The sequence below is a fragment of the Rhodanobacter lindaniclasticus genome (genome assembly GCF_004799035.1).
In the GTDB taxonomy this organism is placed as follows: domain Bacteria; phylum Pseudomonadota; class Gammaproteobacteria; order Xanthomonadales; family Rhodanobacteraceae; genus Rhodanobacter; species Rhodanobacter lindaniclasticus.
On record NZ_MWIO01000010.1, the window covers coordinates 1 to 23,620 of the forward strand.

The window sequence follows — 23,620 nt, forward strand, 5'->3', positions numbered from 1 at the left end:
CAGCGCCAGCTCGGCGCGGCTGCCTGGGGGCTGGGCTGGAAGCTGCTGCTGGCGCCGCTGCTGTGCTGGTTGCTGGGCACGGCGGCGGGCGTGGAGGGCCTGGTGCTCACGGTCGGCGTGCTGCAGGCGGCGATGGCGCCGATGGTGTCGGCGGCGATCCTGGCCGACGAATACGAGCTCGATCCGGCGCTGGCCAACACCGTGCTGGGCGCCGGCATCGTGCTGTCGCTGCTGACCGTGCCGCTGGCCGACTATCTGATGGTCGGCGCGGCGTGGTGAGCGGCGCCGTGCGGACGCTTGCGTCGCGGCCGCGCTGCGTCGAGACTGGGCGGGGATTTCCTGGGGGAAGGGGCTCGCGTCATGTCCGGCTTTGAGCTGATACGACGGATTTTCGGCAACGAACACGGCGAGCGTCGTGCGGTGCCGCGCAGCGGCGTGCCCAAGGAAGCGCACATCCTGGTCGTCGACGACTCGCCGACCATTCGCGCGGTACTGGGCAAGATGCTCACCCAGGACGGCCACGTGGTGTTCAAGGCGGCCGACGGCGAGAGCGCGATCGAGCTGGCCCGCAGCGAATTGCCCGACCTGATTTTCCTGGACATCGTGATGCCCGGCATGAACGGCTTCGCCGTGCTGCGTGCGCTGCGCCGCGAGGCGCTCACCCACGACATCCCGATCGTGATGATCAGCGGCAACCTGCAGGCCACCGAGCAGTTCTACGTGCAGCGCTTCGGCGCCGACGACTTCATGAAGAAGCCGTTCGGGCGCGGCGAGGTGTTTGCGCGCCTGCAGCACCTGACCCAGTCAGGTCGCCTGGTGGTGCGACCGCGCGAAAGCGTGCCGGTGGCGGCGGCCGAGCCCGCGCTCAGCGCCGACGAACAGGCGGCCATCCCGGATATCGCCATGCCCGATCCGCAGGACCTGGTGCCGCCTCCGGACGAAACGACCTGAGCTTGATGCCGGACGAACGCCACGAGCTGCGCCTCGACATCTGGCTTTGGGCGGCACGCTTCTACAAGACCCGCGGCCTCGCCCGCGCGGCGATCGAGGCGGGGCGGGTGGAACTCGGTGGCGCGCGCTGCAAGCCTTCCCGCGCCGTGCATGTCGGTGATCGGCTGCAGGTCAGTCGTGGTCACGAGCGACTGGAACTGGACGTGCTCGCGCTCGCCTTGCGGCGCGGGCCAGCCAGCGAGGCGCAGTTGCTGTATCGCGAAACCGAGGCCAGCCGCGAGGCCGGCGAGGCGCTGCGCGAACAGCGTCGCCTGAGCGGCGCGGCACTCGATCATCCGGCGCATCGACCCGACAAGCAGGCACGCCGGCAATTGCGAAAGATCAAGGACTTGCGCTGAGAAGTTCAGGCTGAGTACTGCGTCGCACATTGTCTGGCGGGTCTGCGCGAGCATGCACTCGTATCCACGAGGCGCGCCGCGCGCCGCTCACGATCCGGGGAAGAGGCATGGAAATCAGTGGCATCGGCTTCATCAAGCGCCTGCTGGGTGGTGGGCATGCGGTCGAGCCGCAGCACGTGCAGACCACGCAGGGTGCACGCATGCTGGTGGTGGACGATTCGCCCACGATCTGCGCCGTGCTCGGCAAGATGCTGAGCCAGGATGGCTATCACCCGCTGAAGGCGGCCGATGGTGCCGCGGCGATCGAGCTGGCGCGCAGCGAGTTGCCGGCGCTGATCTTCCTCGACGTGGTGATGCCCGGCATGAACGGCTTCAGCGTGCTGCGCACACTGCGCCACGACCCTGCCACCCGCGACATCCCGATCATCATGATCAGCGGCAACCAGCAGGCCACCGAGCAGTTCTACCTGCAGCGCTACGGTGCGGACGACTTCATGAAAAAGCCGTTCGACCGCGACGACGTGTACGAGCGCATCGGCAACCTGGTGGCCAACGGCCGGCTGCCCGCCCGCGACACCTCGGTGGCGGTGAACACGCTGCTGTCCGCCTTGTCGGCGGAGGCGCTCGACGGCATTCCCGACATTGCCATGCCGGATGCGGGGACGCCGGGGATCATCGAGCCGCCGCTGCCGCTGCATCGCGTGGCCTGACCTGTCGCGCTGCTCAGTCCAGCGACTTGAGGCGATAGATCGCGTCCAGCGCTTCACGCGGCGTCAGCGCATCCGGATCGAGGCGTTCCAGCTCGCGCTGGGCGGCCGAGGGCTGTGCCGGCGCGAACAATCCCAGTTGTGGTGAAGCTTCGGCAGCGGGCGCTGCGCTGGCGTGCTGGTGCATGCCACGTTCGAGTTCGGCCAGCGTACGTTTCGCGTCAGCGATCACCGACTTCGGCAGGCCGGCCAGCGCGGCTACCTGCAGGCCGAAGCTGCGGTTGGCCGGACCATCCTTCACCGCGTGCATGAACACCAGTTGCTCGCCGTACTCGACGGCGTCCAGATGCACGTTGGCGATTGACGGAAACTCGCCGGCCAGTTCGGTCAGCTCGAAATAATGCGTGGCGAACAAGGTGTACGCGCGACAATGGCGGGCCAGATGTACCGCTGCGGCGCGCGCCAGCGACAGGCCGTCGTAGGTGCTGGTGCCGCGGCCGACCTCATCCATCAGCACCAGGCTGTCGGCGGTGGCGTTGTGCAGGATGTTCGCCGTCTCGCTCATCTCCACCATGAAGGTGGACTGGCCGCGTGACAGGTCGTCACCGGCGCCGATGCGGGTGAAGATGCGGTCGATGGGGCCGATCACCGCGCTGGTCGCCGGCACGTAGCTGCCGATGTGGGCGAGCAGCACGATCAGCGCGTTCTGGCGCATGTAGGTGCTCTTGCCGCCCATGTTGGGGCCGGTGATCACGAGCATGCGGCGCGTGTCGTCGAGCTTGAGGTCGTTCGGCTCGAACGGTTCGTCGCGCACTTTCTCGACCACCGGGTGGCGGCCGCGCTCGATCGCGATGCCGGGCTCGTCGGTGAGTTGCGGCGCACTCCAGTCCAGTACTTCGGCGCGTTCGGCCAGGGTGGCCAGTACGTCCAGCTCGGCCATCGCGGCGGCGGCGGCCTTCAACGGTTCGAGTCGTTCGGTGAGCGTGTCGAGCAAGGCCTCGTACAGCGCGCGTTCGCGCATCAGCGAGCGTTCCTTCGCCGACAGCACCTTGTCCTCGAACGCCTTGAGCTCCTCGGTGATGTAGCGCTCGGCGTTCTTGGTGGTCTGCCGGCGCGTGTAATGGGTGGGTGCCTTGTCCGACTGCGCGCGGCTGATCTCGATGTAGTAGCCGTGCACGCGGTTGTAGCCGACCTTGAGCGTGCTGATGCCGCTGGCCGCTTTCTCGCGCTCTTCCAGTTCGACCAGGTACTGGTCGGCGTGGGTGGACAACCGACGCAGTTCGTCGAGTTCCGCGTCGTAGCCGTCGGCGAGCACGCCGCCGTCGCGCTGCAGTACCGGCGGCTGTTCCACGATGGCACGGGCGAGCAGGGCGGCGGTGTCCGCGTGGTCGCCGATGCGTTCGACCAGGGCATGCAGCAGCGGACTGTCCAGGCCGTCGATGCGCCGCTGCAATTCCGGCGCGGCCAGCAGGCCGTCGCGCAGGGTCGACAGGTCGCGCGGACGCGCCGAGCGCAGCGCCACGCGGGCGAGGATGCGTTCGAGGTCGCCGGTGCCGTGCAGCTGTTCGCGCAGGGGTTCGCTGCGGCGGCTGTCGATCAGGGTACCGATTGCCTGGTGGCGCCGGCGCAACACGTCGCGCGAGCGCAGCGGGCGAGTCAGCCAGCGGCGCAACAGGCGTGCGCCCATCGGCGTCACCGTCTCGTCGAGCACGCCGAGCAGGGTGTGTTCGGTGCGCCCGCTCGGGTGGGTGTCCAGCTCCAGGTTGCGCCGCGTGGCCGCGTCCAGCGCGATCGTCTCGCTGGCGCTTTCCACCGCCATGCCGGTGAGGTGCGGCAACGCGCTTTTCTGGGTTTCCTCGACGTAGCCGAGCAGGCAACCGGCAGCGGCGACCGCCAGCTGCAGCTTGTCCACGCCGAAGCCACCGAGGTCGTGGGTGCCGAAGAAACGGTTCAGTTCGCGTCGCGCCGCATCGCTGTCGAAATGCCACGGCGGCCTCTTGCGCAAACCGGGCAGGGCGCTGACCAGCTTCGGCCACGCCACGTCCTCGCCGACCAGGGTCTCGGCCGGCTGCAGCCGCGCCAGCTCGGCGGCCAGCGCCTCCGCGTTCGGCACTTCGCTGAGCAGGAAACGGCCGCTGGACAGGTCGACCCAGGCCAGCCCGTAGTCGCCGCGCGCGCCGGCGGCGATTGCCAGCAGGAGATTGTCGCGGCGTTCCTCCAGCAGCGCGGCATCGGTCACCGTGCCGGGCGTGACCACGCGCACCACCTTGCGCTCGACGATGCCCTTGGCCAGCGCCGGGTCGCCCATCTGCTCGCAGATCGCCACCGACTCGCCCAGGCGCACCAGTCGCGCCAGGTAATTTTCTGCGGCGTGGTACGGCACGCCGGCCATCGGGATCGGCGCGCCCGCGGACTGCCCGCGCTGGGTCAGCGTGATGTCGAGCAGCCGCGCCGCCTTGCGCGCGTCGTCGTAGAACAGCTCGTAGAAATCGCCCATGCGGAAGAACAGCAGCACGTCAGGATGCTCGGCCTTGGCGGCGAGGTACTGGCGCATGAACGGGGTGTGTTTGGCGTGGTCGTCGTGACTCATGCAATCGGATCTGAAGGGGAGCGGGCGCCCGGCCGGCGGCGTGCCCGCGGCCGGATTCCGGGGCGCGAGTCTGGCACGGAGTTCGTGCCCATGGTAACGGCGTGCGCGATCCCGCGCTGCGGCTGCCGGCAGACGCGCCGTCGCAGTGCCGAGATTCAGGTCGGCAGGTCGGTGCCGCGCTGGACGCGCGGCTGCGCGTCGCGTTGCGCGCCTTCGCCGCCGCGCTGGCGCATGCGCGAGGGATGCCGCGCGGGCATTCTCGAGCCGGCGAGCGCGCGCGAGACTATCCGCGGCGAGGGTTGTTTCAGCTCCTGCCGCTGGCCCAGGTACGCGGTGAACAACGCGTACATGGCCAGCAGCACGACGAAGGCCACCGCATTGGCCAGCGCGCCGGCAAGCTGGTGGATGACGTGACCCAGTACCGGCATGAGCGCGGCAAACGCCACCAGGCAGATCAGCGTGTCGCGGGATTTCAGGCCCGCATCCATCAGCAGGTGATGGATGTGGCCGCGATCGGCGGTGAACGGGGATTCGCCCCGGTGCAGGCGGCGGAACATCACGGTCAGGGTGTCGAACACGGGCAGCGCCACGCACCACAGCACCAGCCCGGGCGAGATCTGCCGCGGCTGGCCCTGGCTCATGCCTATCAGCGACCAGGCCAGCAGGTAGCCAAGCATGACGCTGCCGGCATCGCCGAGGAACACCTTGCCGGCGCGTCCGAACAGACCAAGATTGGCGGCCAGATACGGCACCAGTGCGGCAGCGATCACCGCCACTGCGGCGAACTGCAGGTTCGAGCCGGTGTGACGACCGAGCAGCTCGATGCCGCCGGCGGCGACCAGGGCCAGGCAGCCGGCCAATCCGTCGATGCCGTCGATGAGGTTGAACGCATTCAGCAGACCGATCACCGCGACCACCGTGAACGGTATCCCCAGCCAGCCGAGGGTGAGCTCGTGGCCGTGCACCGTGCCCAGCGAACGGATGCAGACACCCGATTTGATCACCACGATGGCGATGGCGCCCAGCTCGGCGACCACGCGCACCCCCACGCGCAGATCGAGCAGGTCGTCGGCCACGCCGACCACCACCAGCATCAGCGTGGTCCAGATCACGGCGTCCTCGAATGGGGTGAAGACATCGGCGTGCCACCATCCGGCGAGCATGCCGATGGCGATGGCCAGGCCGCCGACCAGCGGCGTGCTGAAGGCGTGTCGCTTGCGTCCCTGGTCCGGGCGATCGACCAGGCCCAGGCGGCGACCGAGCGGCAGCAGCGCCATCAGCGAGACTGCCGACACGCCGGTGGCTATCGCGCAGCTTTCGAGTATCCGCGGGTCGAAGGTCATGGCAATCCTGCTTGTTCTTCGCGTCGCCGGCAGCCTCGATGCTTTCGCAAGCACGGGTGGCTGCATCATTCGATGACGCTGGTCGGCCGGTTCGAGATGCCACGCGAACCGCTCGGTGGATGGGGTGCCGCATCGGGGAAGGATCGGCAACGCGACCCTTCGCCGCCCAGCCCGGTCATTTGCTGTTGTTGAGGTAGTACTGGCTGGACGCGGTGGCGCTCAGGGCGCTGGTGAGCGGCAGCAACTGACTGGTGAAGCGATTCCAGCGAGTGATGCCGGCCGCGCTGGCGAACACCACGTCGCCCGGTTGCACCTTGAAACTGTCGGCCAGCGCGAATGCGGCGGGGGACTTCGCATCCAGTTCGTACACGGTCGGCCGCTGGCCGGGGTTCTCCTTGTGCAGCGCGCCGCGCACCACGTAGACCATGCCCTTGGAGGTGACCTCGTTGAGGCCGCCGGCCTGTCCGAGCGCCTGGGTCAGGGTGAGGTTGGAGGTGTTGAAGCGCAGCGCCTGCGGGCGCAGCACTTCGCCCATCACGTAGACCTCCTGGTTGAAGTTGAACGGCACGAACACGCGGTCGCCCGGGCGCAGGTAGATCTTGCGGGCCAGCGCCTTGCCGTCGTTCGACGGACTCAGGTCGAGGTGGTAGGACTCGTCCCCGCGGGTCAGCACCACGTTGGAGAGGTCGGCATCCTTGCTGTCCACGCCGCCCGCCACGCCGATCGCCTCGCCCAGCGTCAGCGGCACCGTGGTCACCGGCTGTGCGCCGGCCTTGACGAAGGCGCCTTCCAGCACCACGCGCTGACTGCCGTAGCCGGCGACGCTCACGTCCACCAGCGGCGCCCGGATGAAGTGCGACAGCCCCGAGGTGATCGCCTGGCGCGCCTGCTCGATGGTCATGCCGGCCACCTTCACCACGCCGGCGTAGGGGAAGTACAAGGTGCCGTCGGGCCGCACCAGACGCTCGTTGGCGGCGGTCTCCTGTTGTTGCCCGGCGGGCGAGGTCAGCTCAGGGTGGTCCCACACGGTGATGTGCAAGGTGTCGCCGGGGCCGATCCGGTAGGCTTCCGGGCGATAGTCCAGCAGCGCCGTCGGCAGCGCCGAGGTCGTGTCGGCTGCCGCGTCCTGCTGTTGCGTCTGGACCAGGCTCGGCGTGATCGGTACCAGCGTCACGTAGCTGTTTTCGCCGCCGAGCGAACTCTTCGACATCGACTGCCCCGGCGCCCAGACGCAGCCGGCGAGCGACGCCACCAGCAGCATGCAGGCCACGTTGCGGAGCGAGGCCGCGGCGCTCGCCCTGCCGCGTTTGCCCTGCGGGCGGATGTCGTTGCGGGCCTGGCGGCGGGGCATCGTCGGAACTGCAGCAAGCGCACCTCGGTTCATGTCGGATTTGCTCCTGTCATTCGGATCGGATAATGGCACTGACGCAATATCGAGCCGGCCCAATAATCCGCGACGCGGGTGATTTGTCCAGTGCATGGATTTATTGCATGTTCATTCACATGTCCCGGCAGTGAACCATTTCATCGGCATTTCACGTTTCAGTGCCGATGTTCGGGTTGACAATTGCGGTGCGCCGCGCGCAAATGTTCCCTTCGACAACGGCGCATCGCGTCATGTGGCTCCATCCTTCACGCCGGCCCTCGCGAGGCGGTGCGCCGCAAGAAATTGCGCTGTGGCTGCAGCGAAAGCCGGCATCCATGGCGTCAATCCCATCGTATCGAGGCCTCGTGCGGCAGCGAAGGATGGGGGCAGCAAAACCCCCGCGGGTACGGCGGATATTCGGCGCGCTGGCGCGTCGCATTTTGTTTCGATGGTGAGAATCAATGCACCGACTTGTCTGATTCATGAATGACGTGAATATCCGTTTCAAACCGGAATTTCTTCTGCATGAAATGCATGATTGGATAATGGTTTCATATGGAACGTTCACATTTTAAAGATCCACTGTGGATGCGCCCGGGTAATCGCGTCGCCGATGCCGGCGAATGCCGGTTCCCGGGCGTGGCCGTCCGCCGTGGCGTCCGCATGTCCAGCTTCATCCCGGAGAGAGTCCCGTGAAAGCCATCAGTGGTCCCGCGATCCAGATCCAGCCCGACGACGAGATCGATCCCCGTGCCTTGGTGGGCACCTTGCTGGATCACAGGTGGCTCATCATCAAGGCGACCTTGGGCGCCCTCGCGATCGGGCTCGCCTACCTGCTGGTGGCGACGCCGCAGTACGAGGCCAAGGCGATGGTGCAGGTGGAGCAGGCGCCCAGCTTGCCCGGACTGAATCTGGGCACCCAGCAAAGCAGCCCGTCGAGCCCCGCGGCGGCCGACGCCAAGGCGATCCTCACCGCGCAGTCGGTGGTGGGGGAGGCGGTGCGCAACCTGCATCTCTATATCGACGTCACTCCCTATCGCGTGCCGGTGATCGGCGGTCTGGTCGCGCGGTTGCATGACCTGACGTCGGGCAGCGAGGTCAACGCGCCCTGGCTCGGCCTGAACGGTTATGGATGGGGCGGCGCGCACCTGGACATGCCGCAGTTGGACGTGCCGGACCGGTTGCTGGGGGAGGGCATGACGCTGACCGCCGGCCCGGACGGCAGCTATGTGCTGACCGAGGACAGCGACGTGCCGCTCTCGCCGGGGATGCAGCTGCTGGAGGGCCACGTCGGACGCGTGTCGAGCGGGTCGGGCGTGACCCTGCTGGTCAAGAGCATGCGCGCCAACCCCGGCATGCGCTTCCACGTGGTGCGCAACGACGAGGTGACCACGATCGCCGGCATCCAGCAGGCGATCTCCACCAGCCAGCCGGTGCAGGGCTCCAACATCATCTCGCTGGCCTACGACAGCGCCGACCCGCACAAGGCGGTCAAGGTGCTTGAGCACGTGGTCAGCGCGTTCCTGGCGCAAAACGTGGGGCGCAATTCGGCGCAGGCGTCCAGCAGCCTGAAGTTCGTTCAGCAGCAACTGCCCGACGTGAAAAAGAAGCTGGCCGACGCCCAGGCCGCGCTGGCCGCGTTCCAGCTCAAGGCCCATTCGGTGGATGTGCCGATGCAGACGCAGACGCTGCTGAGCGAGATGGCCACGATCAACAACAACATCGACCAGCTCAACATCCAGAAGGCGCAGGTGCAGCGCCTGTACACGCCGCAGCATCCGGCCTACAAGGCGATCATGCAGCAGATCGGGCAGCTGCAGGCGCAGCGCGCCGCGATCGACAAGCGGATGACCACGTTCCCCGACACGCAGCGGCAGCTGCTGCGCCTCACCGGCGACGTGCAGGTGCTCAACAACACCTATACCGGGCTGCTCAACGAGGCGCAGCAACTCGAACTGGCGCAGGCGGGCACGGTGGGCACCGCGCGCGTGGTGGATGCGCCCTCGGTCGACATCACCCACCCGGCCAAGCCGCGCAAGCTGCTCACCCTGATGGGGTGCGCCTTCATCGGCGCGTTCCTCGCGATGGCATACATCTTCCTGCAGCAGATGTTCCGGCGCGGCCTCGAAGACCCGGCCGAGATCGAGCAGCTCGGCGTGGAGGTGTATTCCGCGATTCCGTTGAGCGAGCAGCAGATCGAGCTGTCGCAGCATCGTCGGCGCCTGCTCGGCAAGGGTCGCTCCGCGCTGCTGGCGCTGGCCGCCCCGGACGACGTGGCGTCCGAGGCCATGCGCAGCCTGCGCACCAGCATGCGCTTCACCCAGCTCGGCGCCAGCGACAACCGCTTGATGGTCTGCGGCTCCAGCTCGCAGGCGGGCAAGACCTTCGTTTCGTCCAACCTGGCGGCAGTCAATGCGCAGGCGGGCCTGCGCGTGCTGCTGATCGACGCCAACATGCGCGACGGCGACCTCCACCAGGTGCTCGGCGTGCGCGCGGACGGCGGCCTGTCCGAGCTGCTGGCCGGCGAGCTGGAGGTGCCCGAAGCCATCCGCCCGATCACCGGGCTGGGCGGCGAGCTGGATTTCATCCCGCGCGGCAACAAGCCCTCCAATCCCTCGGAGCTGCTGATGCAGCCGTACTTCGGCGCGCTGCTGCGGCGGCTTTCGCCGGCCTATGACCTGGTGGTGATCGACAGCCCGCCGATCCTGGCGGTGACCGACGCGGCAATCATCGGCCATCACGTGGGCACCAGCCTGCTGGTGGTGCGCTACGGGCTCAACCAGTCGCGCGAGGTCGAGCTGGCCATGCAGCGCTTCCGCCAGGCCGGCGTGACGATCAAGGGCGTGGTGTTCAACGGCATGGAGAAGCGCAGCAGCGGCTTTTCCACCTACGGGTTCCTCGGATACGGCTTTGCCCAATGATCCGCGCCGAGACCAGCGACTTGGCTGAGCCGGTGCCGCGGCCGTCGAACCGCCACGCGTCGGGCTCGCGCCGCCGGCCGGGTTTCGGCGCCGACACGTCTTTCCGCGCCGCGGTGCGGGAGATGGAGGCGGTCGGGCTGCGCGTGGGCGCGCAACCGCATGCCGGTTCCGCGCCATACGGCGTGTTGTCAGGCCGCACCGGTTCGCGCTTCTTCCTGCTGCCGCTGCGTCCGCGTGCGGTCAGCGCCGGTGCGCTGGCGCTGGTGCAGCCGGTGCGGTGGATGCCGCGCGCGATCAAGGACGTGGCCAGCGTGGGCGCGCGACTGGGGCTGGCGCCCCTGTTGCCGCACAAGGTGCATGTTTCCGGGGTGGGCGACCTCGCGCGGATGGCGGATGCCGGCGCCCGCCATGGCGCCTTCCTGACCGGCACGCCCGGCCCGCACCGCAAGCTGAGCGTGCAGCTGATGGACGACGCCGGACACATCCGCGCCTACGCGAAGGTATCGCTCGTGCCGGCAGTGCAGGTCCTGCTGCAGCGCGAGGCGCAGATGTTGCGCCTGCTCGCGGCGATGGACCTGCGCTCGGCGTGGCTGCCGTGCGTGTTGCGCAGCGAAGTGCGCGGCGACACCGCGATCCTCGCCACCGATGCGGTGCGGACGCCGGCCGCCCGCTGCCTGATCGACCTCGATGCATTGCACCTGGATTTCCTGCAGGAACTGGCTGCGCGCACGGCGTCGTCATGGGCCCGCAGCGGAGCCTCGCTGCTGGACGAATGGAACGCGCGCCTTGCGCAACTCGGCGACGCGCTGGCGCCGCCATGGCGACAACGCCTCGATCGCGCGATGGCGGTGCTGGCGGCGGAGCCGCCGCTGATCGCCTCCCGCGGCCTGGCGCATGGCGACTTCACGCCGGTCAACTGTTTTCGGCAGGACAGCCGCCTGTGCGTCTTCGACTGGGAATATGCCGGCGCTGCGTATCCGGCCGACCACGACCTGATCTGCCTGCTCGACGCGGTGGCACGGCTGGGCGGCGATGCGCCGGCCGCGCGGGCGCAGGCGCTCGAACAACGGTTGACGGGCGAGCTGGGACGCTCGCGCAACGAGGCCAATCGACGCCTGATCGCCTTCCACTGCGTGCAGGCGTTGCGCGGCGCGGAGCGACAGCCGTCGCAGGCGGACGCCGAATTGAACTGGAGCGGTGCCGACGAGGCCGCGCGCACTCTCGATGCGCTGCTGGCCCGGGCGTCCGCCTCGTGAGCGCGTCCGGGGATGCCTCGATGGAAGCCATGAACGACACCGCCGCCGCCCGCACGATCGGTTCGCTGCCGGCGCTGCACGCATCCAGCCTGCAGCTGCTCAAGCGCGGCGCCTCCGGTGCGTTCCTCGTCACCATCGGCGGCACCGGGCTGAGTTTTCTGGCCAACCTGGTGATGGCGCGGGTGATCGGGCGGCACGAGTTCGGCGTCTACGCGCTGATGTTCAGCTGGGTCAGCGTGCTGGCGGTGATCGCGCAGGCCGGCCAGGACATCAGCATGATCCGGCTGCTGCCGTCCTATATCCGCGAAGGTGCGTGGGGCAAGGTGCGCGGCCTGCGGCGGGGCGTCGGCATGATCGTGCTGGCCACCAGCTGCTGCATCGCGCTGGGCGGCTGCGTGGTGGTGCACGTGCTCGGCGCGGACCAGAGCGCGAGCTGGCGGCACACGTTCTACATCGGCTTCGCGATGTTGCCGGTGTTGACCCAGTTGCAGCAGAGCGGCGCGTTGCACCGGGCGTTCAAGCGACCGGTGGTCAGCGGGCTGTATCAGACGCTGGGGCGTCCGCTGCTGCTGATCGTGCTGCTCGGCGTGCTGGTGTCGAGCGTGCGCGAGATCGATGCGCCGTGGGCGGCGGCCGCGTCGCTGGCGGCGGCGGCGCTGGCGCTGGCCGGCTCGGCGCGGCACCTGCAGCGCAGCTGGCCCGAGGCGGGCAGGGCGGCGGCACCCACCTACGAAATCCGCCGCTGGCTGGCCGTCGGCTCGCAGATGTCGATGCTGTCGATCATCGCGGTCTCAGGCAGCCGCCTGGACGTGCTCATCCTCGGCGCGTTGATGGGTCCCGGCGACGTCGGCCCGTATTACGCCGCGGTGCGCATGGCCGGCTTTGCGCTGTTCGCGCAGAGCGCGGCCAACGTGGTGCTCGCGCCGATGATCGCCGAGCGCTACGACGCGCACGACATGGGCGGGCTGCAATTGGTGGCCACCCGCGCGGCGCGTTTCTCCTTCGCCGGTGCGCTCGCCGTGAGCCTGGGCTTCGGCGTCGCCGGGCACTGGCTGCTGGGGCTGTTCGGCCCGGGTTTCGACGCGGCCTATGTGCCCTTGCTGATCCTGCTGTGCGGCTACTGCGCCACCACGTCGCTGGGCGAGGTCGGCTTCATGCTGTCGATGACCAGGTTCCAGCGGCGGGCCTCGATGCTGGTGCTGGTGGGCGTGGCGGCCAACGCGGCGGTGGCGTGGCTGCTGGTGCCGAGCCTCGGCGCGACCGGCGCGGCGATCGGCGCGGTGGCGTCGCTGCTGGTCTGGCGCGGGCTCGCATGGCGCACGGTGCGCGCGCGGCTGGGCATCGATCCGTCGATCTTCGGCGTGCCGGGAAAGGAGTTGCCGCGATGAGGCTGGCACTGGTCATTCCGACGATGGGCGGCGGCGGCGCCGAGCGCGTGATGGCTGCGCTGGCCAATGCATGGGTGGCCGACGGCGCGGCCGTGACCCTGATCACGCTGGCGCCCAGCGCCGGCGACAAGTACCCGCTGCATGCGGCGGTGCAGCGGGTGGGGCTGGACGTGGCGGCGCCCTCGCCGCATGCGCTGGCGGCGCTGCGCAACAACGTGCTGCGGCTGCGCGCGCTGCGCCATGCGCTGCGCGCGGCGCAGCCCGATGCCATCGTCAGCTTCACCACCACCACCAACCTGATGGTGGTGCTTGCCGTCACCGGCTGGCGCGTGCCGGTGATCGTTTCGGAGCGGGTGTTCGTCGCGGCGCATCCGCCGCGGGCGGCCTGGCGGCTGCTGTACCGCATGCTCTGCCGTCGCGCCGCCGCCGTGGTGGCGCAGACGCGCCGCGGCGCCGACGACCTGGAGGCGCGCCTGCAACGTCCGGTCGAGGTGATCCCCAACCCGGTGCGCGAGCTGCCGCTGGCCGGCGCGCGGCGAACCCCGCGCGGGCCGGGGCGGGTCGTGCTGGCGTCCGGCCGGCTGGAGGCGCAGAAGGGCTTCGACATCCTGATCGATGCCTGGGCCGCGCTCGCCGCGACGCACCCGGACTGGCGTCTGCGCATCACCGGCGAAGGCTCGATGCGTGCGTCGCTGAGCGAGCAGATCGAGCGACTCGGCCTCGACGCCTGCGTGGAGCTGGCCGGGTTCGACGACGACCTCGCCGGCGCGATGCGCGAGGCCGACATCTTCGTGCTCTCCTCGCGTTTCGAGGGCATGCCCAATGTGCTGCTGGAGGCAATGTCGCTGGGCCTGGCCTGCGTCAGCACCGATTGCGAGACCGGCCCGCGCGAGATCATCGAGCACGGCAGCAACGGCTGGCTGGTGCCGGTGGCCGATGCGCCCGCGCTGGCCGCCGCGCTCGGCACGCTGATGCACGACGAGGCGCTGCGGCGGCGCCTTGGCGCACGCGCCATCGAGGTGCGCCACACCCATTCGCTGGCCTCGGTGTTCGCCCGTTGGCAGTCGCTGGTGACGCGCGTGGCGACGCCGCGCCCGGTGCACGTGCGCGGGAATGTGCCGTCGATCGGCGCGGACGGCGCGCGCAAGCCGCGGGTGCTGTTCCTGATCCGCTCGCTCGGGCGCGGCGGCGCCGAGCGGCAGCTGGCGACGCTGGCGACCGGCCTGCGCCGCGACGGCTGGGAGGTGGCGGTGGCCTGCTTCTACGCAGGCGGTCCGTTCCAGCGCGAGCTGGAGCGCGACGGGGTGCCGATCATCGACCTGCACAAGCGCGGGCGCTGGGACGTGGCCGGTTTCCTGTGGCGGCTGGCGCGCGCCTTGCGCCAGTACCGGCCGGACATCGTGCATGGCTATCTCACCGTCGGCAATCTGCTGTCGCTGCTTGCGCCGCTGGCCAGCCCGGGTTCGCGCGTGGTCTGGGGCGTGCGCTCCTCGTTCATCGACCGGCAGCGCTACGACTGGATGTCGCGCGCCACCTTTGCGCTGAGTTGCCGCATGGCGCGCCGCGCGGACCGGATCATCTTCAACTCGCACGCCGGCTCCACGCTGCATGGCGCGCAGGGTTATCCCGCCGACCGGCTGGTGGTGATCGCCAACGGCATCGACACCGGGCGTTTCCGCTTCGACGCAGCCTCCCGCATGCGGATGCGGCGCGCGTGGGAGGTGCCCGACGACGCGTTGCTGGTGGGGCTGGTCGGGCGGCTCGATCCGATGAAGGACCATCCGACTTTCCTGCGGGCGGTTGCGGGGCTGGCGCACGACGCGCGCTGGCGTTTCGTCTGCGTCGGCGGCGGCGATGCGGGTTACGCCGGGCAACTGCAGGCACTGGCGCGCGAGCTGGGGCTGGCCGAGCGGCTGGTCTGGGCCGGCCCGTGCGAGGACATGGTCGCGGCCTACAGTGCGATCGACATCCTGGCGTCCTCTTCGCGCGGCGAAGGCTTCTCCAACGTGGTCGCCGAGGCGATGGCCTGCGGGCGGCCATGCGTGGTCACCGACGTCGGCGATTCGGCGCACCTGGTCGGGGACACCGGCATCGTCGTGCCGGCCGGCGAGCCGGCGGCGCTGCGCGACGGCATCGCGCGGATGCGCGAGCGGATGGCGCGCGATCCGCTCGTGGCGGCGCGCGCCTCCCGCGCACGCGTCGTCGACCAGTTCAGCACCGCCCGGCTGGTCGGCCATTCGGAGCGGGTGCTGGAAGAGGTGCATCGCCGCCATTGCACGCTGGGCGGGGTGACGCCATGAACGCCCGCTTCCTGCCGCGCACGCCGGTGGACCTGCTGCTGGCAGCCTTCGTGCTGTGGTTCGGCAGCGATGCCAGCGATTTCCTGTTCACCACGCACGGCCTGAAGCCGCTCTATTCCTACCTCGCGGTGATCGGCTTTGCCTCCCTCTATGCGGTGGCCCAGGGCGCCGCGGCGCAGTCGCTGGCCATCCTGCGCGACGGCGGCACGCGCCGCTTCGTCATCTGGTTGCTGCTCTACATCGTGTATGGCGTGCTGATCTTCCTGGAATCCTCGCAGAGCCACACGGCGTTGCAGGCGCTGGTCACCCTGATCGAGATGGTGGCGATCGGCATGGCGTTCGCCACGCTGATGGTGCATCCGCGGCGGTTGCACATGCTGGGCGGGATGTTCCTGCTGCTGGCCCTGTTCGCCACCGGCATGAACCTGCTCGATTTCATCCATCCGCGGTTCTCCAACGTGCCCGGGCGCGCGGCCGGGCTGTACATCAACCCCAACGTGGCCGGCTACGCGCTCGCGCTGGTGATGTTGTGCGGCATGGACAGCGTGCCGGCGCGCCTGCGCTGGCTGTTCGTGCTGGTGTGCGGCGTCGGCGTGCTGGTCACGTTCTCGCGGTCGGCGTGGATCATGTGGGGCGTGGCGCTGATCTGGCTGGGCCGGCACGATCGCACGCACGGCGCGAAGTGGAAGCTCGCCGTGATGACGCTGTCCGCGCTGGCCGGCATCGGCATCCTGCTGTCGCTGTTCAGCGGCGAGCTGGGCGAACTGCTGGCCGGTACCTCGTTCGCCCGCTATCTCGATCCGAACACGCTGGCGCGCATGGGCGTGGGCGGCTCCTCGCTGTCGGGCGATTCGGCCGCCACCCGCATGGACCTGGTCTGGTTCTCGCTGCACGAGGCGGCGCAGAGCCCGCTGTTCGGGCATGGCAGCGGCTATGTCTACGAGTGGGCGTTCCCGGTCGGACCGCACGACATGTACCTGCGCTTCCTGGTCGAAGGCGGCGTGTTCGGGCTGGCCTTCTACCTGGCCTTGCTGGTCGTGTTGTGGCGGGCCACGTCGGGGCTGCAGCGCGTGCTGGTGCTGCAGCTGGTGATCGCCAGCTTCTTCTCGCACAACCTGCTGGAAAGCCCGACGATCATCCTCGTCATCAGCTTCATGCTTGCGCGGCAGGCACTGGAGAAACGCGAGCTCGCGGTGGCGCGATGGCTGGCATCGCCCCGCGTGGGGGTGCCGGCATGAAGATCTGCCACGTCATCACCGGCTTGAACGCCGGCGGCGCCGAGATCGCGCTGTGCCGCCTGCTCGAATCATTGCCGGCGCCGGCATACCGGCATGTGGTGGTGGCGCTGGGCGGCGAAGGGGCGCTGAGCGCGCGCCTGGCCAGGTCCGCGCGGGTGCACCACATGGGTATCCGCTCCGGCCGCGCCGGCCCCGGCGACGTGATGCGGCTGCGGCGATTGCTGGCGCACGAGTCGGCCGACCTGGTCCATGCGTGGATGTACCACGCGCACCTGCTCACCTCGCTGGCGCTGTGGGGGCAGTCCGTGCCGCACCTGTGGAGCGTGCACCATTCGCTGACCGACCTGGCGACCGACAAGCCGCTCACCCGCGTGGTGATTCGCCTCAACGCGGTGTTCTCGACGCGGCCCAGCCGCGTGCTGTACGCCTCGCAGCTCAGCGCCTCGCAGCACGAGGACTACGGCTTCAGCCGCTCGCGCACGGTGGTGATTCCCAACGGTTACGACACCAGCGTGCTGGTGCCGGATCCGGCGGCGCGCGCGCGCATCCGCGAGGAGCTGGCGGTGACGGGCGATGGCCTGGTGATCGGCATGGTGGCGCGCGTGCATCCGACCAAGGATCACGGCAACTTCCTGCACGCAGCGAAGCGGTTCCGGGCAAGCCATCCCGACAGCGTGTTCGTGCTGGTCGGCGATGGCGCGACCGTCACGAACACGGAACTCGTCGGGCAGATCGACGCTCTGCAACTGCGCGAGCACGTGCGCCTGCTCGGCCGGCGCCAGGACATCCCGGCGATCAACGCGGCGTTCGACATCGCCACGCTGGCCTCGCGCGGCGAGGCGTTTCCCAACGCCGTGGCCGAGGCGATGGCCTGCGGCGTGCCGTGCGTGGCCACCGACGTGGGCGACGTGCCGCTGATCGTGGCCGACACCGGCGTGGTGGTACCGGCGCGCGATTCCGCCGCGCTCAGTGCCGGCTGGGCGCGCCTGGCCGCGCTGCCACCGCGCGAGCGGCGCCAGCTGGGCCTCCGCGCGCGCCAGCGCATCGTCGACAACTACACCGCCCGATTGCGCACGCGGCGTTACGCCGATCTGTATTCGTCCATCGTGCAGGAGCAACCAGCATGTGCGGAATAGCCGGATTCTGGGATGCCTCCCACGCCTTCTCCGCCGAAGACGGCGGCGCCATCGTGCGACGCATGACCGATGCGCTGAGCCATCGCGGCCCGGACGACGACGGCCATTACCAGGATGCCGCGGCCGGCGTGGCGCTCGGCCATCGGCGGCTGTCCGTGATCGACCCGACGCCGGGCGGCCACCAGCCGATGGCCTCGGCCAGCGGGCGTTACGTGATCGTGTTCAATGGCGAGGTCTACAACCACCACCACCTGCGCCGCGAGCTGGCGCCGCTCGGCGCGACGTTCCGCGGGCACTCGGACACGGAGGTGATGCTGGCGGCGGTCGAGCAGTGGGGACTGGAGGCGGCGGTCAAGCGCTTCGTGGGCATGTTCGCGTTCGCGCTGTGGGATCGCCGCGAGCGCACGCTCACGCTGGTCCGCGACCGGCTCGGCATCAAGCCGCTCTATTACGGCTGGGTGGGTTCGCTGTTCGTGTTCGGTTCCGAGCTGAAGGCGCTGCGGCGCTGCCCGCGGTTCGCCAACCCGGTCGACCGCGACGCGCTGTGCCTGCTGCTGCGGCACAACTACATCGGCGCACCGCATGCCATTTACCGGGGCATCCGCAAGCTGCCGCCGGGCACGTGGCTGCGCATGGACCAGGGGATGGCCGCCTCGCGCGTCGACGCGGCGACGCTCGCGACGCGGGTGCAAACCTACTGGTCGGCCCGCGAGGTCGCGCAGGCCGGCGTGGCCGACCGCCTGCATCTCTCCGATGCCGCGGCCACCGACGAGCTGGAGAAACTCCTGCTCGACGCGGTCGGCCTGCGCATGGAGGCCGACGTGCCGCTGGGCGCGTTCCTCTCCGGCGGCGTGGATTCCTCGCTGGTGGTGGCGCTGATGCAGGCGCAGTCGATGCGGCCGGTGCAGACCTTCTCCATCGGCTTCCACGAGAAGGGCTACGACGAAGCGGGTTACGCCCGCGCGGTGGCCGAACACCTGGGCACCGAGCACCACGAGTTGTACGTGACCGCGCGCGACGCGCTGGACGTGGTGCCGAAGCTGCCGTCGATGTTCGACGAGCCGTTCTCCGATTCGTCGCAGATACCGACCTACCTGCTGTCGCGGCTGGCGCGGGGTCAAGTGACGGTGAGCCTCTCCGGCGACGGCGGCGACGAGCTGTTCGGCGGCTACGAACGCTATTTCAAGGCGCGCGCGATCGAGCGCGGCCTGGACTGGATGCCGGCGGGATTGCAGCGGCGCTTCGCGCACTCGCTGTCGCATCGCCCCGGTTTCTACGAGTCGCTGCTCGCCGGCGCCAACCGCTGCGTACCGGCGCGCATTCGCCTGAGGCGGCCGCGCTCCAAGATCAGCGTGCTCGCCAGCATGCTCGATGCCGGGCCGCAGGAGCAGCGCTATCGCCTGCTGATGTCGCACCTGCGCGATCCCGCCCGCGTGGTGCTGCACGCCGAGGAGCCGCCGACCGAGCTGAGCCACCCCGTGCTGGGGCCGCAGGTGCGGGAAGTGTTCGAGCGCATGATGTACAGCGACCTGGTCAGCTACCTGCCGGGCGACGTGCTGACCAAGGTCGATCGCGCCAGCATGGCGGTGAGCCTGGAAGCGCGCGTGCCGCTGCTGGATCACCGCGTGGCCGAGTTCGCCTGGCGTGTGCCGATGCGGCAGAAAGTGCGCGGCGGCGAGGGCAAGTGGCTGTTGCGCCAGGTGCTGTACCGGCACGTGCCACGCGCGCTGATCGACCGCCCCAAGAAGGGCTTCGGCGTGCCGATGGGCGAGTGGCTGCGCGGGCCGCTGCGCGAATGGGCCGAAGCATTGCTGGAGCCGGCGCGGCTGCGCGAGGAGGGCTACTTCGAACCCGAGTACGTGCGCGCCATGTTCGCCGACCACCTGGCGGGGCGGGTGCACGAGGGCGGCCGGCTGTGGGACGTGCTGATGTTCCAGGCCTGGCTGCGGGAAACCCGGCGGCCGGACGCGCGCCCGCGCGAAGCGGTCGCGACCGCGTGCGGCACGCACGCGCCGGCGGGCTTTTGACGTGGCACGGCGAGCTGACGACATGAACGGACAGAACGCCGCGTGCGAACAGGTACCGCCGGCCGGCTCCGCGGGATGGCTCGCCGAGCTTGCCTTCACGCCACGCAAGGAATCCTGGGTGGCCTCGTCGGCGGACCGCTTCTACAAGATCTTCCGCCGCAGCGACGACCCGCTGCGCGACTGGCTGGACCCCGCGTGCATGGAAAAGGCCGGCCGCGAATACGTCGACACGCTGTTGCTGCGCGGGCTGAGCGAACATGTCTGCACGCCGTTGCGGCTCGATCACGCATGCGTGGTCTATCCGCGACTGTCCGGGCCGGACCTGCGCCCGATGCTGCAGCAGCAACACGGCGCCGGCGGCGCGCGGCACCGGGCGCACGCCTTGCGCAAGGCGATGGTGGTGCTGGCGCAGCTGCATCGCGCGCGCACGAACCCGGCCGGTTACCCGGTCAAGGACTACCTGCACGACGGCTATCTGGTGCCCGACGCGGAGGTCGCCCGGCGCATCGGCGAGCGCGAGCGCACGCTCTTCATCGGCGGTTTCGAAGTGCGCAATTTCCGCTACGACGAGGAGCGCGGGGACTGGTTCTTCTTCGACCCGCAGCACGTCTACCTCGGCATGCCGGAGGACGACGTGGCGCGGTTCGTGATCTCCCTGCTGATGATCAATTGGGGCCAGGGCGGCGGCGTCACGTTGTGGCAGGGGTTCGACGTGGAGAACCTGCTCGCCGCCTACGAGGATGCCGCCGGCTTCCTGCTCGACGGCACCCTGCTCACCTATTTCCTGCGCGAGACGATCGCCATGCGTCGGCACTTTGCAGAGAAGGCGCTGTGCAACATGGCGGGCGCGAGGCGGGTCATCGGTCGACCGTATCTGGCCAGCTATTTCATGCAACTCAACCACTGGGCCGCAAACCATGAATTTTGACTATGAGCGCGATACCCGCGGTTTCTATCAGAACGACGATACGGCGCGGCGCTACCACCACATGTTCATGTCGCCGAAAGGGTGGCGCAATCTTCCCTCGCGGCTGGTCGCGCGACGCGAGCGGCGCGCCATCGAAACCCTGCTCGACCAGGTGCCGCACCGCACCGCGCTGGACCTGCCGGCCGGCACCGGCAAACTCGCCGGCATCTTCGCCGCGCGCGGCACGCGCGTGGTGGCCTCGGACATCTCCGCCAGCATGCTGAAACTGGCCGAGGCCGAATACGCCCGCGCCGGCTGCATCGACGTGCGCTTCCAGGTGGAGGACGCGACCGACCTGGCGCGTTTTCGCGAAGGGTCGTTCGACGTGGCGGTGTGCCTGCGGCTGATGCACCGTGTGCCCTCGGGCCTGCGCCGGCGGATGCTGCGCGAGTTTGCGCGGATCGCGCCGTACACGATCGTGTCGTACGGCATCGAAACCGGCTTCCACAAGAAGCGGCGCGAGCTGCGCGCGGCGGTGTTCGGCGGCGGGCGGGACCCGCTGTGCTTCTGCAGCGTCGAGCAGGCGCGTGTCGAGCTGTCGCCGGATTTCGAGGTGCTCCGGCAAACATGGATCGCGCCTGCACTGTCGCAGGAGATGGTGTTCCTGTTGCGCTCCCGGCGCGGCCGGGCCGGTGCATTCGGTGCGGCCGGCGAACCGGGTTCCACGCCATGAGGATGATGCGTCCATCGCGGCGCGCAATGCTGGCGCCGTTCGGCGCGCTCGCACTGCTGCTGTTCGTGACCGCGCCCGCCAGCGCAGGCTGCCCGAAACTGCTGATGTTCGACGGCACCAATTTCCACACCCAGGCGACCGACGAACAGGCGGCCTATTGGGGCGACACGGTCGGTGTGCAGGGGTTCTTCGTCAACCGCGTCATGGCCTCGTGGCAGGACGATGTCGGTACCCGCACGGACAGCAAACTGTGGCGGCAGCTGGGCCTGTTCCAGTCCATCTACGCCCGCCACGGCGTGGCCGACAACTTCATCAAGGTGGCGCTGTACAAGCCGATCGACTGGCGTGACGGGGATGCGCTGAAGCAGGTGGTGCGCAACTTCTCGCACGCCGCGGCGCTGGCGCGGCATGCGGGGCTCAAGGGCATTGCGATCGACCTGGAGCCGTACGAGCCGACCTGGGTCGACAGCGGCGAGCTGTCCGCCACGGTGCAGGCCGAGGCAAGTGCCATCGCCGAGGCCATGCGGACGGCGTATCCGCAGATGACCCTGGTGGTCATCAAGGATGCGTTGCACCAGAACTATCCGCACACGCCGCTCGACGAACTGGTCTCGAAGTTCGGCACCGACCCCGGCCCCTCGCGGCATTTCTGGCACGGCGGCTACGCGCTGGCGATTCCGTTCCTGCACGGCTTGCTGTCGGCGGACTGGGCGCATGTGGTGGTTGCGACGGAAGTCACCTACGACGGCGCGGACATGGCCGCACCGGTACGCCAGACGCAGCGCAACTACGAGGTCTTCATGGGCGCCGAACAGGCCGGTCGCAGCGGTCTCAGCGTGGCTCCCGGACTGTGGCCGCTGGGGCATTCCTACACCGACAAGTCCGCCCGCGATACGCCGCCGGCATTCGCCGAGCACCTGCGATCCGCCTACAGCGCGGCGAAAGACTACGTGTGGATCTACGGCTACGGCAGCGCGTGGCAGACCGACGGCCCCTATGGCGAAGCGCCGGTCACCCCGGATTTTCCGCAGTACACCGCCGCCATCCATGCGATGCGCGCGTCCTGCACGACGCGCGCTGCCGACCCGCACATGCGGAGGCAGGCACGCTGAGGAGGCTCGATAACAACGTGAAGATCGTCTTTTTCGCCAACACCGACTGGTACCTCTACAACTTCCGCCGCTCGCTGGCGCTGGCCGCGCAGTCCAGCGGCTACGAGGTGCTGCTGGTGTCGCCGTCCGGCGCATACGGCGAGCGGCTGCGCGGCCTTGGCTTGCGCTGGCAGCCGCTGGCGGGGATGGATCGGCGCAGCCTGAATCCCGCCCGCGAACTGCAACTGCTGGCGAGCCTGGTGCGGTTGTTCCGGCGCGAGCGCCCGGCGCTGATGCACGGTTTCACGATCAAGTGCGCGGTGTACGGCTCGCTCGCCGCACAGCTCGCGGGCGTGCCGGCGCGCGTCAACGCAGTGGCCGGGCTGGGCTACGTGTTCGCCAGCAATGACCGCAAGGCGCGCTGCCTGCGGCCGATGGTGCGCGCGATGCTGCGCCTGGCCATGCGTGGACGGCGCACGCGGCTGATCCTGCAGAATCCGGACGACCAGATGATGTTTCGGCAATCGGGCCTGATCGGTGCCGATCGCATCGACCTGATCCCGGGCTCGGGCGTGGACTGCACGCGGTTCACTCCGCGAGCGAATGCATGCGACACGCGCAGGCCGCAACCGTGTGTGTTGCTGGCCGCGCGGCTGCTGTGGGACAAGGGCGTGGCCGAATACGTCGAGGCGGCGCGCCAACTGCGTGCAGCCGGCCGCCGCATCCGCTTCCTGCTCGCCGGCATGCCCGATCGCGGCAACCCGGCGGCGGTGCCGCAAGCCACGCTGCAACAGTGGGTGGAGGAGGGCGTGATCGAGTGGCTGGGGCATGTGGACGACACCAGCGAGCTGTTCCGCTCGGTGGATATCGTGGCGCTGCCCACGTACTACCGCGAGGGCCTGCCGAAATCGCTGATCGAGGCCGCCGCGTGCGCGCGGCCGCTGATCACCACCGACATGCCGGGTTGCCGCGAGGTGGTGACGAACGAGGTCGATGGCCTGCTGATTCCGCCGCATGATGCGGCCGCGCTGGCGCGCGCCATTGCCCGCCTGGTCGATGCCCCCGAACTGGCCGCTCGACTGGGCGCCGCCGCGCGGGCCAAGGCGCTGGCGAATTTCGACGAGCGCCTCGTCATCGAACGCACGCTGGCGGTATATCGCGAGCTGCTGCAACCCGACCGCGTGGCGCACGCCGCCGCCATCGACTGACGGCTCGCCCGATCCTGGCGCGGGGTATCGGCTGACCGACGGCGGCCCGTTGCGTGCGCG

18 protein-coding genes are annotated in these 23,620 nt (G+C 69.4%); 15 read left to right on the forward strand and 3 right to left on the reverse strand.

Annotation, left to right across the window (positions count from 1 at the left end; all coding sequences use genetic code 11):
• The 4 genes from B1991_RS02870 to B1991_RS02885 all read left to right on the forward strand — a co-directional run.
• The coding region (locus B1991_RS02870; protein WP_210772081.1) for an AEC family transporter at window positions 1–279 on the forward strand (279 nt) is incomplete at its 5' end.
• 81 nt (window positions 280–360) lie between these two features.
• Window positions 361–951 carry a response regulator gene (locus B1991_RS02875; protein ID WP_136257205.1) on the forward strand — a complete coding sequence of 197 codons (591 nt, stop codon included), beginning with the start codon at window positions 361–363 and terminating at the stop codon, window positions 949–951.
• A 5-nt stretch (window positions 952–956) separates the two neighbouring features.
• Window positions 957–1,349 (forward strand): RNA-binding S4 domain-containing protein, encoded by a 393-nt coding sequence (locus tag B1991_RS02880; protein WP_136257206.1) that lies wholly within the window; start codon window positions 957–959, stop codon window positions 1,347–1,349.
• A 113-nt stretch (window positions 1,350–1,462) separates the two neighbouring features.
• Window positions 1,463–2,059, forward strand: a complete 597-nt coding sequence (locus tag B1991_RS02885) for a response regulator (protein WP_425466644.1) — start codon at window positions 1,463–1,465, stop codon at window positions 2,057–2,059.
• Between the two features lie 13 nt (window positions 2,060–2,072).
• Here the strand turns inward: B1991_RS02885 and mutS are convergent, their stop codons facing one another.
• From mutS to B1991_RS02900, 3 genes are all read right to left on the reverse strand, one after another.
• Window positions 2,073–4,646, reverse strand: coding sequence for a DNA mismatch repair protein MutS (gene mutS / locus B1991_RS02890; protein ID WP_136257207.1), 2,574 nt, complete (start codon window positions 4,644–4,646; stop codon window positions 2,073–2,075).
• Between the two features lie 155 nt (window positions 4,647–4,801).
• Window positions 4,802–5,989, reverse strand: coding sequence for an MraY family glycosyltransferase (locus B1991_RS02895; protein ID WP_168709563.1), 1,188 nt, complete (start codon window positions 5,987–5,989; stop codon window positions 4,802–4,804).
• 175 nt (window positions 5,990–6,164) lie between these two features.
• Window positions 6,165–7,340, reverse strand: coding sequence for a polysaccharide biosynthesis/export family protein (locus B1991_RS02900; RefSeq protein ID WP_246031036.1), 1,176 nt, complete (start codon window positions 7,338–7,340; stop codon window positions 6,165–6,167).
• A 707-nt stretch (window positions 7,341–8,047) separates the two neighbouring features.
• Between B1991_RS02900 and B1991_RS02905 the strand changes: the two genes are divergently transcribed.
• The 11 genes from B1991_RS02905 to B1991_RS02950 are packed head-to-tail and all read left to right on the forward strand — an operon-like array spanning window position 8,048 to window position 23,560.
• On the forward strand, window positions 8,048–10,276 hold the full coding sequence (locus tag B1991_RS02905) for a polysaccharide biosynthesis tyrosine autokinase (RefSeq protein ID WP_246031037.1): 2,229 nt from the start codon (window positions 8,048–8,050) through the stop codon (window positions 10,274–10,276).
• Window positions 10,273–11,532: a phosphotransferase gene (locus B1991_RS02910; protein ID WP_136257210.1), complete on the forward strand. Its 1,260-nt coding sequence runs from the start codon at window positions 10,273–10,275 to the stop codon at window positions 11,530–11,532. Before B1991_RS02905 ends, B1991_RS02910 begins: the two co-directional genes overlap by 4 nt.
• A gap of 29 nt (window positions 11,533–11,561) precedes the next feature.
• A complete protein-coding gene (locus tag B1991_RS02915) occupies window positions 11,562–12,920 on the forward strand; it encodes a lipopolysaccharide biosynthesis protein (protein ID WP_168709564.1) in 1,359 nt (452 codons plus the stop codon).
• The gene (locus B1991_RS18840) at window positions 12,917–15,220 is read left to right on the forward strand and encodes a glycosyltransferase (protein ID WP_210772082.1); all 2,304 of its coding nucleotides are present in this window, start codon (window positions 12,917–12,919) and stop codon (window positions 15,218–15,220) included. Before B1991_RS02915 ends, B1991_RS18840 begins: the two co-directional genes overlap by 4 nt.
• Window positions 15,217–16,458 carry an O-antigen ligase family protein gene (locus tag B1991_RS02925; protein WP_136257213.1) on the forward strand — a complete coding sequence of 414 codons (1,242 nt, stop codon included), beginning with the start codon at window positions 15,217–15,219 and terminating at the stop codon, window positions 16,456–16,458. Before B1991_RS18840 ends, B1991_RS02925 begins: the two co-directional genes overlap by 4 nt.
• Window positions 16,455–17,594 (forward strand): glycosyltransferase family 4 protein, encoded by a 1,140-nt coding sequence (locus B1991_RS02930; protein WP_168709565.1) that lies wholly within the window; start codon window positions 16,455–16,457, stop codon window positions 17,592–17,594. The genes B1991_RS02925 and B1991_RS02930 overlap by 4 nt, the downstream gene beginning before the upstream one ends.
• Complete coding sequence (asnB, locus tag B1991_RS02935) at window positions 17,582–19,621, forward strand: asparagine synthase (glutamine-hydrolyzing) (protein WP_136257215.1); 2,040 nt, start codon at window positions 17,582–17,584, stop codon at window positions 19,619–19,621. The genes B1991_RS02930 and asnB overlap by 13 nt, the downstream gene beginning before the upstream one ends.
• 22 nt (window positions 19,622–19,643) lie before the next feature.
• A complete protein-coding gene (locus B1991_RS18590) occupies window positions 19,644–20,549 on the forward strand; it encodes a hypothetical protein (RefSeq protein ID WP_168709566.1) in 906 nt (301 codons plus the stop codon).
• Window positions 20,539–21,261 (forward strand): class I SAM-dependent methyltransferase, encoded by a 723-nt coding sequence (locus B1991_RS02940; protein ID WP_168709567.1) that lies wholly within the window; start codon window positions 20,539–20,541, stop codon window positions 21,259–21,261. Before B1991_RS18590 ends, B1991_RS02940 begins: the two co-directional genes overlap by 11 nt.
• Window positions 21,258–22,373 (forward strand): hypothetical protein, encoded by a 1,116-nt coding sequence (locus B1991_RS02945; protein WP_136257217.1) that lies wholly within the window; start codon window positions 21,258–21,260, stop codon window positions 22,371–22,373. Before B1991_RS02940 ends, B1991_RS02945 begins: the two co-directional genes overlap by 4 nt.
• Window positions 22,374–22,390: 17 nt before the next feature.
• On the forward strand, window positions 22,391–23,560 hold the full coding sequence (locus B1991_RS02950; RefSeq protein WP_136257218.1) for a glycosyltransferase family 4 protein: 1,170 nt from the start codon (window positions 22,391–22,393) through the stop codon (window positions 23,558–23,560).
• Window positions 23,561–23,620: the final 60 nt, after the last annotated feature.

Coding starts and splice junctions, on each gene's coding strand:
- B1991_RS02915 (WP_168709564.1), top strand. CDS start 11,562: ATGAACGACACCGCCGCCGCCCGCACGATCGGTTCGCTGCCGGCGCTG.
- B1991_RS18840 (WP_210772082.1), top strand. CDS start 12,917: ATGAGGCTGGCACTGGTCATTCCGACGATGGGCGGCGGCGGCGCCGAG.
- B1991_RS02875 (WP_136257205.1), top strand. CDS start 361: ATGTCCGGCTTTGAGCTGATACGACGGATTTTCGGCAACGAACACGGC.
- B1991_RS02880 (WP_136257206.1), top strand. CDS start 957: ATGCCGGACGAACGCCACGAGCTGCGCCTCGACATCTGGCTTTGGGCG.
- B1991_RS02930 (WP_168709565.1), top strand. CDS start 16,455: ATGAAGATCTGCCACGTCATCACCGGCTTGAACGCCGGCGGCGCCGAG.
- B1991_RS02895 (WP_168709563.1), bottom strand. CDS start 5,989: ATGACCTTCGACCCGCGGATACTCGAAAGCTGCGCGATAGCCACCGGC.
- B1991_RS02945 (WP_136257217.1), top strand. CDS start 21,258: ATGAGGATGATGCGTCCATCGCGGCGCGCAATGCTGGCGCCGTTCGGC.
- B1991_RS02925 (WP_136257213.1), top strand. CDS start 15,217: ATGAACGCCCGCTTCCTGCCGCGCACGCCGGTGGACCTGCTGCTGGCA.
- B1991_RS02940 (WP_168709567.1), top strand. CDS start 20,539: ATGAATTTTGACTATGAGCGCGATACCCGCGGTTTCTATCAGAACGAC.
- B1991_RS02910 (WP_136257210.1), top strand. CDS start 10,273: ATGATCCGCGCCGAGACCAGCGACTTGGCTGAGCCGGTGCCGCGGCCG.
- asnB (WP_136257215.1), top strand. CDS start 17,582: ATGTGCGGAATAGCCGGATTCTGGGATGCCTCCCACGCCTTCTCCGCC.
- mutS (WP_136257207.1), bottom strand. CDS start 4,646: ATGAGTCACGACGACCACGCCAAACACACCCCGTTCATGCGCCAGTAC.
- B1991_RS02900 (WP_246031036.1), bottom strand. CDS start 7,340: ATGCCCCGCCGCCAGGCCCGCAACGACATCCGCCCGCAGGGCAAACGC.
- B1991_RS18590 (WP_168709566.1), top strand. CDS start 19,644: ATGAACGGACAGAACGCCGCGTGCGAACAGGTACCGCCGGCCGGCTCC.